Here is a 17,068-nt window from a genome sequence, read left to right as displayed (position 1 = left end):
TATGGAAGAGCGGTATTTAATTCGCGGGAAAAAGCTGGTTACTGTATCAGATTACGGAACGATAGAGGATGGATGCCTCGTTATCAGTCACGGAAAAATTGAAGAACTTGGCCCTTGGGAACAAGTAAAGAAACGCTTTTCAACCATTAAAGTGATCGATTGTTCCGAATATGTCATTACGCCTTCACTCGTTGATTGTCATACTCATTTGTTAGAATTTGCGCCTTCTTCCTTGCATCCTGTTTCTCCAAACACTCATCTATGGGCAGGAAAATCGATTCTTTTTCATGCTCTATCCTCAGGGATTACAGCGCTCGGAGAACAAATTTGCGGCCATCCAAACTGCAATTTTTCAATAAAGGATTATCGAAAATCAATAGCTGATTTGCCGATTGATATTTCTTTTGCCACGACGAGCATATCTATTGGTTTTGATGAACCTGTACACTTTTCAGCTATTACCCAGTCACAGCCTATCGAAAGAAGCCGCTTGTCTGATGCACGATTAGTACGAAAAATTGCAAAAGAAAGCGGCTTTCCCGGTGAAAATGTTTTCATCAATGCGACTCCTGCCAATTTTATTGCTGAGGCAGTGCCTTGCGCTGGTGAGATTATGTACAGTTTGCAAGAATTGAAACAAGTAACGGATATTTATCATCAATTGAATAAGGAAATAGGCGCCCATGTGGCAGGCGAAGAAGGAATTGAATTAGCCATCTCCGCAGGGATAGATGTCCTGCATCATGCTCATGGAATTACGGATGAACAAATTAAAAAAGTAGCAAAGCAGAACATGAAAATAGTAGCCACTCCAATGGGAGGAACTCATTTGCCGCCCAATTCTCCGAAGGAAATTATGAAGTTGGTAGAAAAGAAAATAGCTGTATCGATTGCGACAGATGCTTATCTTCCCCCCTATCCGAATGTTTCATGGCTTCCTTTCCATTCCCGTACACTGCAAGGACCAGATGCTTTGATGCTCATAGCCCAACCTGCTATGAAATTGATGAAGGAGCATCAATTTGATGAAAATGACATTCTAGCTTTATTAACAGCAAACCCCGCAGACCTTTTAGGAAAAGGAGATCAGTTCGGTCGTCTGGAAAAAGGAATGGACGCTAATTTTATCGTATCTGCGGGCATACCTGGCCTGGAGATAACAGACGTGGAACAAATAAAGAAAGTATTTTTCCGAGGAATAGAAGCGATTAATCGCTTGGTTTAATCCTTTTCTTTTGGCATTCTACCAGAAAAATACGGAAGGTATACGTCAAGACAATTTCGGGAGACCAAAAGCCGATTTTCCTTAGCGCAAGGAAAATCGGCTTTAAAGTTGAGCATGGTTAAAAATGAATGATGTTTTTTGCCGTTGATTGTAGCGGAAAGCGCCCGCCTGCAGCGAAAATCAACTTTTTCCTCTCTTTTTGACAATTAGTTTGTTGAAGCGCGGATCGATTGTTTACTATTTTAATGATGAATCAGTTAATTTAATAGGAGGAAGCTTGTTAGAGAGCGTTAAGCGAAAGACACGTGCAGCATCAAGTGTCTCCTTTTCTAATGTGATCGAGACGAATAACTTTTTTCTCTGGGTGTTTAGCAATCAACAAAATAGCTGTTAATATGAATCCACTCCCTATAAGATGGATAAAAGAGAGTTTTTCACCTAAGAAAAGCACAGAAAGAATGACACTGCTAATTGGTAAAACACCTGTCAACACTCCAACTGTACTTGCCGGAACTTTTGAAACACCCTGGTACATAAGAATAAAAGCAATAACAGTCACAACTACACCAAAATAAAACACTAATCCCCACTCCGCCATGGACACTTCTTTAAATTTAAATTGAGAGCTCTCATAAAGAGAAAACGGTAGAAATAAAACAGCCCCAAACAAACTAACAATCGTTGAAATAGCAAGCGGACTAACTCGCTGTGCCACAAATTTCCCAAATATAATAAACAAAGCTTCACCAATAACGGCACCAAAAATGAGTAAATTCCCCAATATGGGAGAGGAACTACGCTCAATGGATGAAAAAGAGGTGAAAACATTGATTATCAATGTTCCCAAAACTGCCAGCAAAATGCCTATGCTAACATTTTTGGTTAGTTTCTCTTTAAGAAAAAGAGCAGCAAGGCCCCCGGTAACTGCTGGAATAGTGCTTGTAATAATGCCGCCTTCCATGGCCGTAGTTAGTTTCAGGCCATATAACATCAGAATATTAAATAAAAATACACCAGATAATGCTTGTAAAAATAGGATGAAAAAATCGCTCTTATTAATAGTCGGGATCCCTTCCATCTTAATCAGTAATGGAACCATAATAATGGTTGCAATAAGAAACCTAAGTTCAGAAGCCAAGAACACGGGGAAACTTTGAACCATCAGCTTACCTGCTACAACTGAACTGCCTACAATAATCATGGCCAACATAATTTTCAAGCTTGGGATTAAATGGTCATTCAATATGAGTACTTCTCTCTAATGAATGGATGATATCCGTTACTGCGCGATATAAATTTTCCGGGTATTCAGCTATTCGATGACATAAATATAAGTACCACTCTTTTCCATAAGGTAAGTACACTTTACAGTTATAACCTTTGCTTTTTAAATCACTTAACAAATCTGAACGTATGCCATAGAGCATTTCTATTTCTACGTCTGGACGATTAAGGTATTGACGATATTCCATTTCGCGGATAAGAATCTCATCATGTGTGGCTATGGATACCGAGTGGTTGGCTTCTATTAGTTGCTCTATAAGTTTAAGATAGCGATCATTTAATTCTTTCGATCTAGATATGGCAATATCGGCAGATTCTTGATAAGCTCCTTTGACAACGCGTATCTTCCCAGGATAATCAATGAGTTTCTGAATATCATTGTCCGATCGGTATAAGTGCGCCTGTATAGTTATCCCTACATTCGGGCACTGTTCAGCTGTTTTTCTATAAATATCAAGAATGTGATTTGTTTTTGCAGATTCTTCCATGCTGATCATCAGTGAAATCCCATGCAGATTTGCTTCCTTTGCTATCTCAAGCAAATGGCTATAAGCTGTATCAGGATCCACAGATAACCCGATATGTGACAAATCAAGCGAAACAGTTTCCTTCATAGATAGAGAGCCCATCTCTTCTATAAGGTTTAGAAACTCATTTTTTGCTTTTTGACACTCCTCTAAATCAGTTATGTTTTCTCCTATGTATTCCAGTGAAATAAAATAACCTGTTGAAATTAGTTTTTTTGCTACTTCGATTCCTTCTTGGCTATTTTCGCCTGTGACAAACCGTTTAGCAGCTTTTAACAATAACGGATAGAGTTCGGATGATTGCTGAATATAAGATTTCATTTGTTCATTACGTGCAATTGATTTAAGAGCTTGAATAACTTCGATTTCTGGATTAGTCATCATTGTCCATCTCCTTTTCTATTTGCATCCACTTTATCATGGTAAAATGGTTTGTATTAGTACCACTAAACACAATTTTTAATGGTACCACTTTTATTAAAGGAGAAAATGTACATATGCTTTGGATACCGATTGACCGATCCTTAGATATACCTTTGATTAGACAAGTGTATCAACAAATACGGGAGCAAATTTTAAATGGGCATCTACATTCAGGAGAAAAACTGCCATCCACACGCGAACTATCATCTGAATTAAAAGTTTCCAGAAATGTGATTTTGGAAGCTTACGATCAACTGCTGGCTGAAGGTTTTTTAGTTTCACGGAGGGGAGCAGGCACCTTTGTTGCTGCAGGAGCTTTTTTAGAACAACATAAAAAGGTGCCTGTATTTCATTCTTCAGATGAGAGGGAAGAAAACAGAAAAGAGGATTCCGTTATTAATTTTCGGTCGGGTATACCTTCATTAGATCTATTCCCCCGTAAGACATGGGCAAAGTTATCTCATGCCACGTGGAATGACACCTCACCTTCTTCGTTTGGATACGATATCCCTGAAGGACGACCAGAATTAAGGCAGGTTTTATCACGGTATTTACTTAAAACGAGAGGAGTTCACTGTCATCCAGATCAGATTGTTATTACTTCTGGTGCCACTCAAGCTCTCACACTTGTTTCTAAACTACTTTTAACACCGAATGATACAGTAATAATGGAGGATCCCATCACTAATGATATTCAAACGATCTTTAAAGATTCAGGGGCTCTTCTTTATCCCGTATCTGTTGATGAATATGGAATGAAGACATCCTTGCTACCAATCAATCAAAATCCAAAGTTTGTCTTTATTACTCCTTCCCACCAGTTCCCTTTAGGAGGAACATTGCCGATTCAACGACGGATCCAATTGATTAATTACTCGAGAAAGACAAACTGTTATCTTGTTGAAGATGATTATGATAGCGAGTTTCGATATGAAGGCCCCCCCGTAAGTTCGTTGCAGGGGTTGGAACCGGAACGCGTGTTATATATTGGTTCATTCAGTAAAATCTTATCTCCTGCTCTTAGAATGGGATATTTAGTTCTCCCTTCGCATCTGATTGAAAAATGTCGGAAACTAAAATGGTTTTCCGACCTACACACTCCTTCTGTAGATCAGCTTATTCTCGCTCGATTTATTGATGAAGGCTATTTGGAACGACACATTACAAAAATGAAAAAAATGTATAAAAATCGGAGGGATTTCCTGATTCATTGTTTAAAAATAACCTTTTCGGATAAGGTTAATATCTTCGGTTATTCAACAGGCTTACACCTAATTGTTGAATGGAATGAGCTCCATTTCTCAAAAGAATTACTTGAACACATCCAACAATTTGGAGTGAAAGTATATCCAGTAGAAGATCATACAATTGAAAAAGGAAAACACCAAAATCGGATTATTTTAGGATACGGTCATCTGAAAAATGAAGAAATAAATGAAGGCGTAATTAGATTGCATGAAGCCATATATAACTATTAAATTTAAAAGAAAGGAAATCCTAACAATAGGGTTTCCTCCATTCTTCAATTGAGGCCTTTTACAGTTATTTCAAATGTGTCTCCATCCATTTCTAACTTTACACGATTACCCAAGTTGAGAAATTCATCGCATGTAATCAATAATTTATTATTAGACCAACCATGAAATGTAACTGTGTCCATTTTAATTGGACTTTTTAATAGAATTTTATCATTTAATGTTGACTCTATTTTTTCAATATCATAATAATCCGCAATTATGAAGTCACCTGATGGTGTCACGGTTAAACATTGATATGGAGGTTGGGATTCATATGCAGTTACTTCTCCGCTATAACAGTCAACTTGAAATAAATAATCGGAAGTGAGAACCAGAATTTTGTTATGCTTGTTTGATAGTGCAACAGCCCTTGGTGAACCTCTAAACTCCCCACACCATTCATGAAAATCTTCTTCTTCAAACTTTATCCAAGTCCAATTTTGAGAATTCCAAGAACTTGCTATGTCATAAATTTTTTCTTTGTACTGTCCTGAATAAGGCTGGTTGATTATTTCTGCTTTGATTATCACTTTTTTGTCCTCCAAAAAGAGTTTGTCTTATACATATTCGATAAATAATGATGGAGTACAGCTAACATTTCGGAAACTTTGTACGCTAAGCGAATGTCAACTTAAAAAAAGTCGAATTCCCGTATTCGAAGGGTTCGACCTTTTTTTGATTAGCTTGCTACACTACAGGAGGGTAGTTGGATAAGAAAAAATGTCATTCCTTATGAGCGACAGCTTCAAACGTAATTATTTGACTTGATGTAGTTGGATATTGTCCGTATTGATAGTCTGCTGATATGGTTATATCTTCAAATCCAATCTGTTCAAGAATCATTTTGAATTCTTCAATTCCATACCAACGAAGTGGAAAACGTTCCAATTCTGTTTGTATCCGTTCCCCATTCCCCCATTTTTCATAGCGATTATGAGATATTGTGTATTGGTTGATATAGTCAACTTCGACCACTTTATTTTCTAATGTGATAATATCGCCATTCTTAGATTCCCAAGTTCTTGTTGATACCTTGCCAATAGATATATCCGTTTGTAAAAAAATATCTAAAATTAGCCTGCCTCCATTGGAGAGATGGTGGTAGAAATTTTTTAAGGCTTAAATCGAGTCCTCTCTTCTATGTAACAATAGGAATGTGCCAGTTGGCACGATAATAGCTTCATATTTTATGTCTAATGAAACTGACTCCATTTTTCCTTCAAATAATTTTGGTTTCAGTCCTCTTTGTTCGCAGTTGTTACGGCATATTTTTAACATTTCTTCTGAAACATCGAAGCCATCGACCTTCAAGCCTTTTTGTAAAAGTGGAATAAGAATACGGCCGGTTCCAACTCCTGGTTCAAGAATGTTGTCCTTGCAAGACGCTAATCTATCGCTATAAAATTCGACATCACCAAATGAAAGACCGATATATTTGTCTATATCATATAATTCTGAAGAAAGTTTATTATAGTAACCCAGCATATGCCTTTCCCCTTTTCTTTTTTAATCATCCTACCTATTAGTTTAAGCATATTTCTTTATCATAACTTTTCCATCATAACATATTTATCCAATTCATTCTCTCTAAAGGGTTCCGAAAATGGCATGTTAATGGGACTAAAAATAACGCTGTTAACAACAACTATTTTGTATGATTTGATAGAGCCAAAACTCACACCTAAAATCAGAGTAGTCTTTTTAATAGCCTAAATCGTTTTTGGTGAATAAAATAGCTATAGCTCCCCGAGGAATTATATACTTTAACAAGTTGCTAAACGATTTACTCACCTTGATCGTTTCCCCTGATAACTGTTCTTCTGTGGATTATATCAACATCCATCTTTAACAGAGGCAAAAGAAAAAGTAACGATAGATTGTTAGCCTATTTTGCCTGCCCTTCTCTACGCGGGCCCTTTTTAGGAAACACAAAATCATCCACCCGGGACTGCATATCCCGGGTGGATGATTGGATTACTGAATATATCGGCGGGCCCCCGCATACTCTTCGCCATAGCCCGATGTTTCAATCGGATCAATGCGCACATGAGTCGAGCTGTTAGGAGAGTGAATCATCTTGCCATCTCCAATATAGACAGCAACGTGGTGAACTTTGCCTTTTCCTTGATCATAGGCGAAAAACAAAAGGTCTCCGGCCTGTAGATTTTCTCTTTCAACAGGTATTCCATGTGTGGCCTGTACAGAAGAATCCCGCGGGATCACTATTCCATTTGCATGATAAAGCGTGTAGGTGAACCCCGAGCAGTCAAAGCCAAAACCGGACATGCCTGCCCACAGATAGGGAAGGCCGAGAAACTTTTTGCCGGTATTGACAATATCCTGTCCAGTCGGAGCTGGGATATCCATCTCGTTTTTGTAAATGGCCACATCGCTCTTTTTTAGCCATTTGGCACCATCGCCAGGTGTCGCAACGAGCACTTCATGTTTGAATTCTTTTATAACTGGAAGGCGAGTGTTAAAGCTGATCTCCATAAACGCATGATTGCCCTTTTTGTTTTCATACAGCCAAGCTGTTGGAGACGTGACAAGTGCAAACGGTCGATTCAATTTGTTTTCAAAGCTTTTCCCTTTTACAAGCTGGGTTTTCGGCATCCAGCCCGGGTAGCCTTGTTCATTTCTTGGTGTTGGTTGATTATGAACGACCACTTTAACCCATTCCCCTTTTTGCTCAAGTACCGTTACTTTTGATCCGTATAAGGCTTGTGTTTCTAGTTTCCCGACAAGGCCGAGTTTTTCTTCGTAAGTCATGCTGGTGGTCCATTTTCTTAGATCAACCGGATTAGTGGAGGAAGGCTTGTCCACCTCTCGTAAAAGGTTTGGAGCCGTCCACAAAGTCGCCGCTGATACATCAACATAATAAGTATCTGTCTCTTTCCCTTTTGCTTCTGCTGAATTGATTGACAAAAGCAATAATGTTCCAAGAGCTAACACAATGGCATACCACTTTTTTAACATAATGAATGTTCATCCTTTCTTTTATTTATTTAAAAGGAAAGGTTTTCTTTCCTTTTTATCCCCAGTCCTGGAGCATTTCCGAGCTTGATCAGATCTTTCTCGTAAGAAATGCCTTCGAAGTTCTCTTGCTTGATCCAGAGCGGTGCATCCAGGTCAATTTTCGTTATATTCGGGTGGGCTACGGCCAGATGGATGGCGGCTGAAACACTGACGATTGATTCCATCATGCTGCCAATCATGCATTCTACTTCTGCTGCTTCCGCCATATCAGCGATTTGTACTGCCCGACGAATCCCCCCTGTTTTCATTAATTTAATATTTAAATAGTCCACTGCCTGCTCGGATAATAGTTTCATAGCATCAACCGGTGAAAAGAGGCTTTCATCTGCCATGATAGATGTGTGAACGTTATTTTTTATTTCTTTTAGACCGGCAATGTTGTAGGCTTTTACCGGTTGTTCGACCAGTTCAATATTAAGTTGTCGATCTTCAAGTTCTCTGATAGTTCGGATCGCCTCGCTGACCGACCATCCCTGGTTCGCGTCCACACGGATAGCGATTTTACTGCCGACCGCCTGGCGGATGGCACTGATTCTTTCCACATCCTGCTCCCAGTCTTTTCCCGCTTTAATTTTTAAAATGGAAAAGCCATCTTTGATAATTCTCAACGCATCATTGACCATCTCAGCTTCACCGGCAATGCTGACGGTCATATCATTGTGCAGCTGATTCGTCTCGCCGCCGAGCAGTTCGTATAGAGGAATATTCCAGTAACGGCAAGCTGCATCATATACAGCGATTTCAACAGCTGCCTTTGCACTCGTATTCCCGGCACATGATTGCTGAATGATTTTTGAAAGCCTATTAAGGCAGGTGATTCTCTGGCCAATCAACTGAGGAGCGATTATCTGTTCAATGACACTTGAGATTCCTTCTGTTGAGTCTCCCGTAATAGCAACTGTTGGCGCAGCCGCTCCTACTCCTATCAGGCCATTTTCCAATTGAATTGTGACAAAGATATTGTCAATTTCTGTTGCTGTGCGTAAAGCTGTCTTAAAAGGTTTGACCAATGAAAGTTTTTCTACAGAAACAGCTAGTTTGCTAATATACATGATGACATCCTTTCCTTACAGTGCAGATAAAATATAAGAAGTGAAAATTCCATAATATGTGCCAAGCAAACTACCGAGCACGGCCATTAAAATACCTACCGGGATCAGTGTCCTGTTAAAGGAACCGGCTAAGATTGGTGCCGAAGCGACACCACCAATGTTGGCAAGTGAAGCGACTCCCATTGTAAATAGATCTAACTTAAAGACTTTCGCCAGAATAACCATAATTACACCATGGAAGAACATAATCATGAAACCGGAGATAATGTAAACTGGCGCCTGGAACAATTGCGAAAAGTCGGCATGGGAGGCAATCAACCCGATGACAATGTAGAGCATTACTTTCGAAATTTCCATAGAGCCCGGCAGTTTGCCTACCTTCGTCATTGCCAATATAAGGCCAACAGCAGAGGCGATAATGATTGTCCACGTAGTTGCATTGACAGCAGCCCCGAGTTCAGGAAGGCTGTCTCCTATTTTCGTTGCAGCTGCGGAGACGAATAAGGCGAGTGCCAGAAAGCCAATTAACTCTACAAAGCCGATCGGCTGTTTGTCGCCGTTATCTTCCGCTTCCAGCTGGGCTGTAATTTCATCAATATAAGAAGTGTCCGCTTTCGTCCACTTGTTGAACTTTAAGGCAAACGGCACAAGCCAGAATAAGAACATAACCCAAACGGAATAATTGACGGTATCCATGATCAGGGCGTACCCAAAAATATTTTCCGGAACATCTAAAATTCCTTGAAGAATGACCATATTGGCTGATCCGCCTGTCCAGCTCGCACTGAGTGCAGAAAATGCCTTCCATGTTCCTTCGGCATAAAATCCTTGAAGAAGCACATAAGTGATGGTAAATCCAGCGATAATACTGAGCGATGCAGCGAAAAATGTCAGCAGCATTTTTGGTCCTAGGCGGATAATTTTTCTTAAATCACAGTGAAGCAGCATGAGCATAAGCATCGCTGGCAACAGCAAACCGCGCACGGTCCCGTAAGCGGTTTCAACGGACTCACTAGCAGAGAAGAAACCAAAAGTTTTCATTAAAGCAGCTCCAATATAAATGAGAACAATGCCGGGCACATACTTAAAGAACTTCCCACCAATCGTTTTTTCTGCAATGGCAATGACAGCCGTAAATGCCAGCAAAAAACAAACAAACATAACACCATCTTGAATCATCTATAATTCCTCCTTTAAAAAATAAAAAATCCAGCTGCCAAAGGAGAGTAGCCCCTTTAACAGCTGGATTTCAAATGCGTAAACAATTGAAGCAGCTAATTGCTAATAATTTGGTTATATTTAATATGGGCATTCTTAAATGCCACAATTAAAGCCTTCTGTGATGCGCCAAAATAACGGGATTCAATATCGGCAATAATATCCTCGAATTCCATCATGGATCGCCCGCTAAAAATGGATTGAACAAATTTAGATGTTAATGAAATGGTTGAAGAGCACTCAGCTTCTAATATTTTATGATTGCTCCGATCGATGACGAGTCCGATAAAATAGGAATTAAACTGCTGCATAATCGGATTGTTAGAAGCCGTTTTACTATCTCCAATTACATAGATTGTATCTTTATGAAACACGAGTGATCCTCCTGCCATTCGGATATTACGCGGGGCATCCACATGTTTTGCATGCAAATGTTCGCCGTAATAAGCATGGTACATTCATCTTAATATATCCGCCCGCTATTTGCAATATTAAAAATATTTTGTTTCAAAGACAATAGTTAGGCTCCTTCTTTTGTAAACAGCTTTTTTTCTTTCCATTTTCCAAAGTGAAAATAGGCGAAGGCAAAAAGGCTGCTAATGATAAAGCTTGTCCCCATGCCAAAAGCAATGCCGCGTTCTCCTATCCAGTTTGCAAACCATTCCGTCAGTGGATATCTCAACACCCAAAAAGAAATGAAGTTCAATACCAACACTTGAAACATGGCCCCTGCTCCCCGCACGATGCCATTTAATACAAAATTCAAGCCGAGGAAAGGATAGAAAAACGCCACCATTTTTACATATTCACTTCCGAACGCTACCGCTTGCTTGTCGGTAATAAACAGGCGGATGCTCCAATCAGCAAATAAGAAGATAAATAGAGCGGCCAACAGCATAATAGCTAAATTTAACAAAGCGGCATAGAGAGCAGTTTGGTTTACCCGCTTCCACTGCTGGACGGCGATATTTTGACCAGCCATACTGTTGACTGCTGTACTGAGAGCCTGGGCCGGTAAGATTAACAGGCTGTCCAATCGCTGAGCAGCACCGAAACCAGCAACGGCATATCCACCAAATGAAGCAACCACACTCATAATAGCGGCCATCCCTGCAGAAATAACCGTCATTTGCAACCCAGCTGGAATCCCCTGTTTTAAGATCAGAGTTACTTCTTTTTTGGCAGGGATCGAAGGAATGGTGAACGGAATCAATTTAAACCGAATGCTAACTACTAGACCATACAAAAAAGCGGCACCTTGAGCGAAAATGGTGGCATAGGCGGCACCGTCAATGCCCATGTCTAATACACGGATAAATAATGGATCAAGAACAGCGTTTAATATAACCGCCATGGAAACAAAGCGGATAGGCGTCTTGCTGTTTCCGAGCGCCCGAAAAACCGTGCCAATAAAGTTGTAACCGAATAAAAAAAGAATGCCAATAAAGTTTATTTGTAAGTAACTGACCGCTTCAGGAACCATGGCGGATGGCGTATCCAGCAATCGTAAAATATCTTCTGCCAAAAAAAAGCCAGCTATACCTAGGCTAATGGACAAAAAAGTTAAAAGGACGATAAAAGCATTTACGTATCTTTTTAAATGCTCAGTGTCATCTTTGCCTTTTAACTGCGACAGAATGGTCAAGGTGGCATTGTTAATGCCAATGATAAAAGATAACACTGTAAAGATGACGGTGCTGGAAACAGCTACTGCCCCTAGTGCATTCGCACCGAGTAAATTTCCTACCCACAAGCTATCAATGAATTGATAAGACACCTGTAAAAGGTTGGTCAGCAAAATTGGCAGAGAAAAGGTAAGCAGCTGCCTACAGATGTTCCCTGTCGTGAAATCATGCTGTTTCATTCTTGTACTCCTTTTTGTTCTATCATAACGAAAAACAATGGAAGATGTGCTGAAAATGCTTCCAAAAGAGAAAGCAAGATGTTTGGCAGCTGAAAAAACACCGTCTGGTTTAGACGGTGTCGTATGATGACTAATGATTATTTGGGCCTATCTGTATTATACAATTTTAATGAGGTCCGAGGTGCCTGTGCGCATCTCCCCTGTTTTATTCAGTTCAATCGCCTGTCCTTCTTCGAGGTTAGTAAAAATAACCGGCGTTACAGCTGAAGGAGCATGTTCATGAATATAATCTAAATCGACTTTCAAGAGAGGTTCCCCTCGTCGGATTCGATCCCCATCTTTTTTAAGCGCTTCAAACCCCTCTCCTTTTAAATGAACTGTATCAAGGCCGACGTGGATCAATACTTCATGCCCTTCGTCTGAACGAAGACCAATGGCATGCTTGGTAGGGAAAATAGTAACAATTTCTCCGTTAAACGGAGCTTCCACTACGTCTCCTGTTGGCTCTATCGCAAATCCATCCCCCATTAATTTATTAGAAAATACTTCATCAGGCACTTCTGAAAGCGGCATTACACGGCCGGCAATCGGCAAAGAAAAATCGGTCAGTGATCCAGGATGGTTCACTGAAGTCATTGTATTTTCCGTTGAAGGAGCAGAAGGTTGTTGTCCGGACATGATATTTTTCATATCTTCATATACAAATTGCACATTTGTACCGACGATGACTTGCACGCCTGTTTTTCCAAGCTTCATTACACCACGAGCTCCATTTGCTTTTAAAGCTTGATCTTTCACTTTTTCGCTATCGGCTACTGTCAGGCGAAGACGAGTAGCACAATGATCAAGAGACGTGATGTTGTCCTTTCCGCCTAGATTTTCGATGAAAGCAGCCGCCATGTGTCCAGTTGTTCCGTCACCTTGAACAGCTAGTCCTTCTTTTTCTGAATCAGCGGTTTCTTTTTCTCTTCCTGGTGTTTCAATATCGAGCTTTTTAATTAATGTGTAAAAAATAACAAAATACAAAACAGCATATACAATCCCTATTGGTATAAGGAAAAGCGGTTTTTGAGCGATACCAAAGTTTAAAAAGTAGTCAATTGCTCCCGCGGAAAAACCGAAGCCATGATGAATGCCGAGCATCACACTGATTGCCATGGACAAACCAGTTAATAAAGCATGGACGACATACAGAAGCGGCGAGAGAAACATAAATAGAAATTCAATCGGTTCTGTAATACCAGTTAAGAAGGAAGTTAAAGCTAAGCCGCCGAGCATGCCGGCTACTGCTTTTCGCTTTTCTTTCTTAGCAGCAGCAATCATCGCCGCCGCTGCTGCAGGAAGCCCGAACATCATAATAGGGAAAAATCCAGTCATAAAGGCACCCGCTGTCGGATCACCGGCAAAGAAGCGCTTTAAGTCTCCATTTGCCCCATTGAACTCACCAAACACAAACCAAACAAGACTATTTAAGACATGGTGAAGCCCTACTGGCAATAGCAGGCGATTTAAGAAACCAAAAATACCGGCTCCAAGAGCACCAGCGCCTGTAATCCATTCTCCTACATTATTAATGCCTTCCTGAATTGGGGGCCAAATCACACCGAAAATACCGGCAAGAATGATCATCGCAAAAGAAGTAACGATAGGCACAAAGCGCTTGCCTCCAAAGAAACCGAGCCACTCTGGGAGCTTTATACCGGAAAATCGGTTATATAAAAGCCCGGCCGTAATCCCCGAAATAATTCCGCCAAGCACATCCATATTAATGTCTTTATTAATAGCCTCTGTCCCATTCGACAAGACGAAATAACCAACAGCCCCAGCTAGCGCAGCGGCCCCGCTTCCGTCTTTCGAAAGGCCAATCGCAATGCCGATCGCGAACAAAATGGCTAAGTTAGCAAATACTGCATCACCAGCGGCAGCGACGAATGGAATTCCTAGTAAGTCATCTTGGCCAAGCCGCAGCATTAATGCTGCGGCTGGCATAACAGCGATCGGCAGCATTAACGATTTGCCTAGTTTTTGTAAAAAATTCAGCATATATTCATATCTCCTTTTAAAATGAATGAAAACGCTTTTGTTGGGAAAACTGTATCACAAAACATTTATAGTTGTCTATACCAATTTTGCGGTTTATCATGATATTAGAATGTGCTTTTTTTCATTCTTTATGACCAATTTAGACAAAATTATGGTGAACAGGTACATTAATAATGAACTTCTTTATAGAAAAGGATGACGTACATGAGCGATTATATTTTAACGGGGGCGACAATTTTTGCAGAGAACGAGACTATCTCTGATGGCTTTATCCGTGTAACTAACGGAAAAATTGCTTCATTTGGCCGCTGCAATGATGGCGAACAATCCCCAGAAATGCCAGTCATTCAGCTTCCAAAAGATAGCCTGATCATTCCAGGGGCGGTCGATATTCATATTCATGGAGCTGGAGGAGCCGACGCGATGGATGCCACGGAACAATGCTTGCAAACGATATCGTCAGAATTGCCAAAGGAAGGCACCACCTCCTTTTTGGCAACAACCATGACCCAATCACAGGATGCTATTCAAAAGGCCATACAAAATGCAGGAACATTTCGACCTGACCGTCCAGGCTATTCAGAGATGGTTGGCATTCACCTGGAAGGGCCTTTTATTTCAAAAAAACATCCCGGCGCCCAGCCAAAAGAAGCGATTATGCTTCCTGACGCCTCCTTGTTTGATCAATGGCAACAGATGGCAAACGGCCGGATTCGGCTGGTAACAATGGCTCCGGAGGAACCTGGTGCTATCAGCTTTGTTCAATCCCTTGTACATTCCGGCATCACCGTATCTGCCGGACATACAGATGCGACATATGAACAGCTGCTTGAAGCTGAGTGTGCTGGTGTTAAGCACGTTACCCATTTATATAATGGCATGCGAGGCATGCATCATAGAGAGCCTGGAACAGCTGGCGGGGCTTTGCTCATCGATAGCTTGTTTATAGAAATGATCGTCGATGGCATTCATATTCATCCCGAAATGGTCCGGCTTGCTTTTCGCCAGAAAACCGCTGACAAAACTGTGCTGATTACCGATGCTATGCGGGCAAAGGGGCTGAAAGACGGGCAATATGAGCTTGGCGGCCAGCCTGTCGCTGTCGAGGGAGGAAAAGCTACTTTAGCCGATGGTACGCTAGCGGGAAGTACGCTAACGATGAATCAGGCGATCAAGAATATGATGAGCTATACTGGCTGCTCGATCCGCGATATTATAAAAATGACAGCCGAAAATCCCGCCCGCCAAATTGGAATATTTGATCGTAAGGGCAGTATTGCTTTGGGGAAAGATGCGGATCTAGTCGTATATAATAAAGATTTAGATATCCAGTGGACCATTTGCCGCGGTGAAACGGCTTTTTTACAGGAGGATTTTTTATGATTAATAAGCAGTCCCCCTTGCCTATTTATTTTCAAATTGAAACGATGATCCGCCAGCAGATCGAACGTGGCGAGCTAAAACCGGGAGAGGCTCTTCCTTCTGAGAGAATCTATGCGGAAGAATTCGGCATTAGCCGCATGACTGTCCGACAAGCTATTACGAATCTTGTCATAGCAGGTCTTCTATACAGAGAGAAAGGGCGTGGCACATTTGTCGCTGAGAATAAAATGGAGCAGCATCTCTCTGGCCTGACAAGCTTCACAGAGGATATGAAAAAGCGCGGCCTTACGCCAGGAAGCCGATTGCTTACATTTCAAATAGCGCCGGCCCCAAAGAAAATTGCTGGCCGTTTGCAAATTAAAGAAGGCGCGCCTATATACGAGGTTACCCGTCTTCGCTTGGCAGATGATGTGCCGATGGCTTTAGAGACACTGTTTGTTTCCACAGATCTCGTTAAGGATCTGAATGAAGAGATTGTCATCAGCTCTTTGTACGAATATGTGGAGGGAAAGTTGAACTTAAAGATCGGTCATGCCCTTCAATCGATAGAAGCGATTTCTCCTGGTGAAAAAGAGCGGGAATATTTGCAGGTTTCAAAAGATGTGCCTGTTATGCTGATGGCTCGGCACACTTTTCTGGAAGACGGCCGTCCATTAGAATATGTACAATCATCTTATCGGGCAGACCGGTATAAATTTATGATTGAAATTAAACGATAAGAGGATGAGTGCAATGTTTCTTGCTTATATGGAAAAAGTAGCGCATTTGTTACAGGAGACTGCCCAAAAACAAGCAGACAGTGCTCAGCAAGCTGCTCACACGATTGCCTCCTCTATAAAAAATGGCGGGATCATTCATGTGTTCGGCTGTGGTCATTCACATATGCTTGCTGAAGAACTCTTCTATCGGGCCGGCGGACTTGCTTGCATCAATCCAATTTTTATCGAAGAGTTAATGCTTCATAAGGATGCCGTCCGTTCTTCTTCGTTAGAACAGGAGCAGAACTTCGCCTTCTCATTTATGAAGGATATTCCGATCCAGCAAGGCGATGTTTTCATTGCTGTGTCTACGTCGGGCATCAACCCCGTTCCAATTGATGCACTGCTTTATGCTAAGAAAAAAGGAGCTGAAACACTGGCACTGACATCGCTTGCTTACTCTGAGCAGGCGTCTTCCAGGCATAAAGAAGGCATCAAGTTGTTTGAGGTGGCCGACCTGGTCATTGATAATGGTGCTCCTTATGGAGATGCGATTCTTGCGCATCCGCATGCCGATGCAGAGTTTGCCCCTGTTTCAACTGTCATGGGAGCCGCATTATTAAATGGGATTATGGCTGAAGTTATTTCTATACTTGCTGACAATAACTATAAGCCACCTATTTTTAAAAGCAGCAATGCCGGAGACTCAAAAGAGCATAACCACTCTTTAATTCAACGCTATTCACCGGTTATAAAACTATTCGAAAATTAAATCAGGCTGTTCTGAAAATATGTCTG

General features: G+C 41.1%; 14 protein-coding genes and 1 pseudogene. 5 read left to right on the top strand and 10 right to left on the bottom strand.

Annotated elements, in window-relative coordinates; all coding sequences use genetic code 11:
* Nucleotide 1: 1 nt before the first annotated feature.
* Nucleotides 2-1,225 (top strand): amidohydrolase family protein, encoded by a 1,224-nt coding sequence (locus tag ACH0BF_RS01745; protein ID WP_340854110.1) that lies wholly within the window; start codon nucleotides 2-4, stop codon nucleotides 1,223-1,225.
* Nucleotides 1,226-1,538: 313 nt separating this feature from the next.
* Here ACH0BF_RS01745 and ACH0BF_RS01740 read toward each other — a convergent pair whose 3' ends face one another.
* Together ACH0BF_RS01740 and ACH0BF_RS01735 are read right to left on the bottom strand one after the other, a co-directional pair.
* Nucleotides 1,539-2,468 carry a DMT family transporter gene (locus ACH0BF_RS01740; RefSeq protein ID WP_406908707.1) on the bottom strand — a complete coding sequence of 310 codons (930 nt, stop codon included), beginning with the start codon at nucleotides 2,466-2,468 and terminating at the stop codon, nucleotides 1,539-1,541.
* Nucleotides 2,461-3,417 carry a proline dehydrogenase family protein gene (locus tag ACH0BF_RS01735; protein WP_340856403.1) on the bottom strand — a complete coding sequence of 319 codons (957 nt, stop codon included), beginning with the start codon at nucleotides 3,415-3,417 and terminating at the stop codon, nucleotides 2,461-2,463. The genes ACH0BF_RS01740 and ACH0BF_RS01735 overlap by 8 nt, the downstream gene beginning before the upstream one ends.
* 116 nt (nucleotides 3,418-3,533) lie before the next feature.
* Here ACH0BF_RS01735 and pdxR point away from each other — a divergent pair, with 116 nt between their 5' ends.
* The gene (pdxR, locus tag ACH0BF_RS01730) at nucleotides 3,534-4,937 is read left to right on the top strand and encodes a MocR-like pyridoxine biosynthesis transcription factor PdxR (RefSeq protein ID WP_340854108.1); all 1,404 of its coding nucleotides are present in this window, start codon (nucleotides 3,534-3,536) and stop codon (nucleotides 4,935-4,937) included.
* A 44-nt stretch (nucleotides 4,938-4,981) separates the two neighbouring features.
* On the opposite strand, the gene ACH0BF_RS01725 is transcribed toward pdxR, so the two are convergent.
* The 8 genes and pseudogenes from ACH0BF_RS01725 to nagE form a co-directional block, all read right to left on the bottom strand.
* Nucleotides 4,982-5,506: a hypothetical protein gene (locus tag ACH0BF_RS01725; RefSeq protein WP_406908706.1), complete on the bottom strand. Its 525-nt coding sequence runs from the start codon at nucleotides 5,504-5,506 to the stop codon at nucleotides 4,982-4,984.
* Nucleotides 5,507-5,699: 193 nt separating this feature from the next.
* Nucleotides 5,700-6,461 (bottom strand): annotated as a pseudogene (locus tag ACH0BF_RS01720) (class I SAM-dependent methyltransferase).
* 489 nt (nucleotides 6,462-6,950) lie between these two features.
* Nucleotides 6,951-7,952 carry a C40 family peptidase gene (locus tag ACH0BF_RS01715; RefSeq protein WP_406908705.1) on the bottom strand — a complete coding sequence of 334 codons (1,002 nt, stop codon included), beginning with the start codon at nucleotides 7,950-7,952 and terminating at the stop codon, nucleotides 6,951-6,953.
* Between the two features lie 29 nt (nucleotides 7,953-7,981).
* On the bottom strand, nucleotides 7,982-9,064 hold the full coding sequence (locus ACH0BF_RS01710) for a dipeptide epimerase (RefSeq protein ID WP_406908704.1): 1,083 nt from the start codon (nucleotides 9,062-9,064) through the stop codon (nucleotides 7,982-7,984).
* A gap of 15 nt (nucleotides 9,065-9,079) precedes the next feature.
* Nucleotides 9,080-10,243, bottom strand: a complete 1,164-nt coding sequence (locus ACH0BF_RS01705; protein WP_340854096.1) for a DUF819 family protein — start codon at nucleotides 10,241-10,243, stop codon at nucleotides 9,080-9,082.
* 95 nt (nucleotides 10,244-10,338) lie between these two features.
* Nucleotides 10,339-10,656 (bottom strand): DUF3870 domain-containing protein, encoded by a 318-nt coding sequence (locus ACH0BF_RS01700; protein WP_120031318.1) that lies wholly within the window; start codon nucleotides 10,654-10,656, stop codon nucleotides 10,339-10,341.
* 146 nt (nucleotides 10,657-10,802) lie between these two features.
* Nucleotides 10,803-12,146 (bottom strand): MATE family efflux transporter, encoded by a 1,344-nt coding sequence (locus ACH0BF_RS01695; protein WP_406908703.1) that lies wholly within the window; start codon nucleotides 12,144-12,146, stop codon nucleotides 10,803-10,805.
* 156 nt (nucleotides 12,147-12,302) lie between these two features.
* Nucleotides 12,303-14,189, bottom strand: a complete 1,887-nt coding sequence (gene nagE / locus ACH0BF_RS01690) for an N-acetylglucosamine-specific PTS transporter subunit IIBC (protein WP_340854095.1) — start codon at nucleotides 14,187-14,189, stop codon at nucleotides 12,303-12,305.
* A 204-nt stretch (nucleotides 14,190-14,393) separates the two neighbouring features.
* Between nagE and nagA the strand changes: the two genes are divergently transcribed.
* Genes nagA through ACH0BF_RS01675 form a run of 3 tightly spaced genes read left to right on the top strand, consistent with a single transcriptional unit; the run spans nucleotide 14,394 to nucleotide 17,042 of the window.
* On the top strand, nucleotides 14,394-15,572 hold the full coding sequence (nagA, locus tag ACH0BF_RS01685) for an N-acetylglucosamine-6-phosphate deacetylase (protein ID WP_340854094.1): 1,179 nt from the start codon (nucleotides 14,394-14,396) through the stop codon (nucleotides 15,570-15,572).
* Nucleotides 15,569-16,291 carry a GntR family transcriptional regulator gene (locus tag ACH0BF_RS01680; protein WP_120031326.1) on the top strand — a complete coding sequence of 241 codons (723 nt, stop codon included), beginning with the start codon at nucleotides 15,569-15,571 and terminating at the stop codon, nucleotides 16,289-16,291. Before nagA ends, ACH0BF_RS01680 begins: the two co-directional genes overlap by 4 nt.
* Before the next feature lie 13 nt (nucleotides 16,292-16,304).
* The gene (locus ACH0BF_RS01675) at nucleotides 16,305-17,042 is read left to right on the top strand and encodes an SIS domain-containing protein (protein ID WP_340854093.1); all 738 of its coding nucleotides are present in this window, start codon (nucleotides 16,305-16,307) and stop codon (nucleotides 17,040-17,042) included.
* Nucleotides 17,043-17,068: the final 26 nt, after the last annotated feature.

It is taken from the genome of Pseudobacillus sp. 179-B 2D1 NHS (assembly GCF_045370945.1).
Lineage (GTDB): Bacteria > Bacillota > Bacilli > Bacillales > Domibacillaceae > Pseudobacillus.
This window is presented reverse-complemented; position numbering and strand designations above follow the sequence as displayed.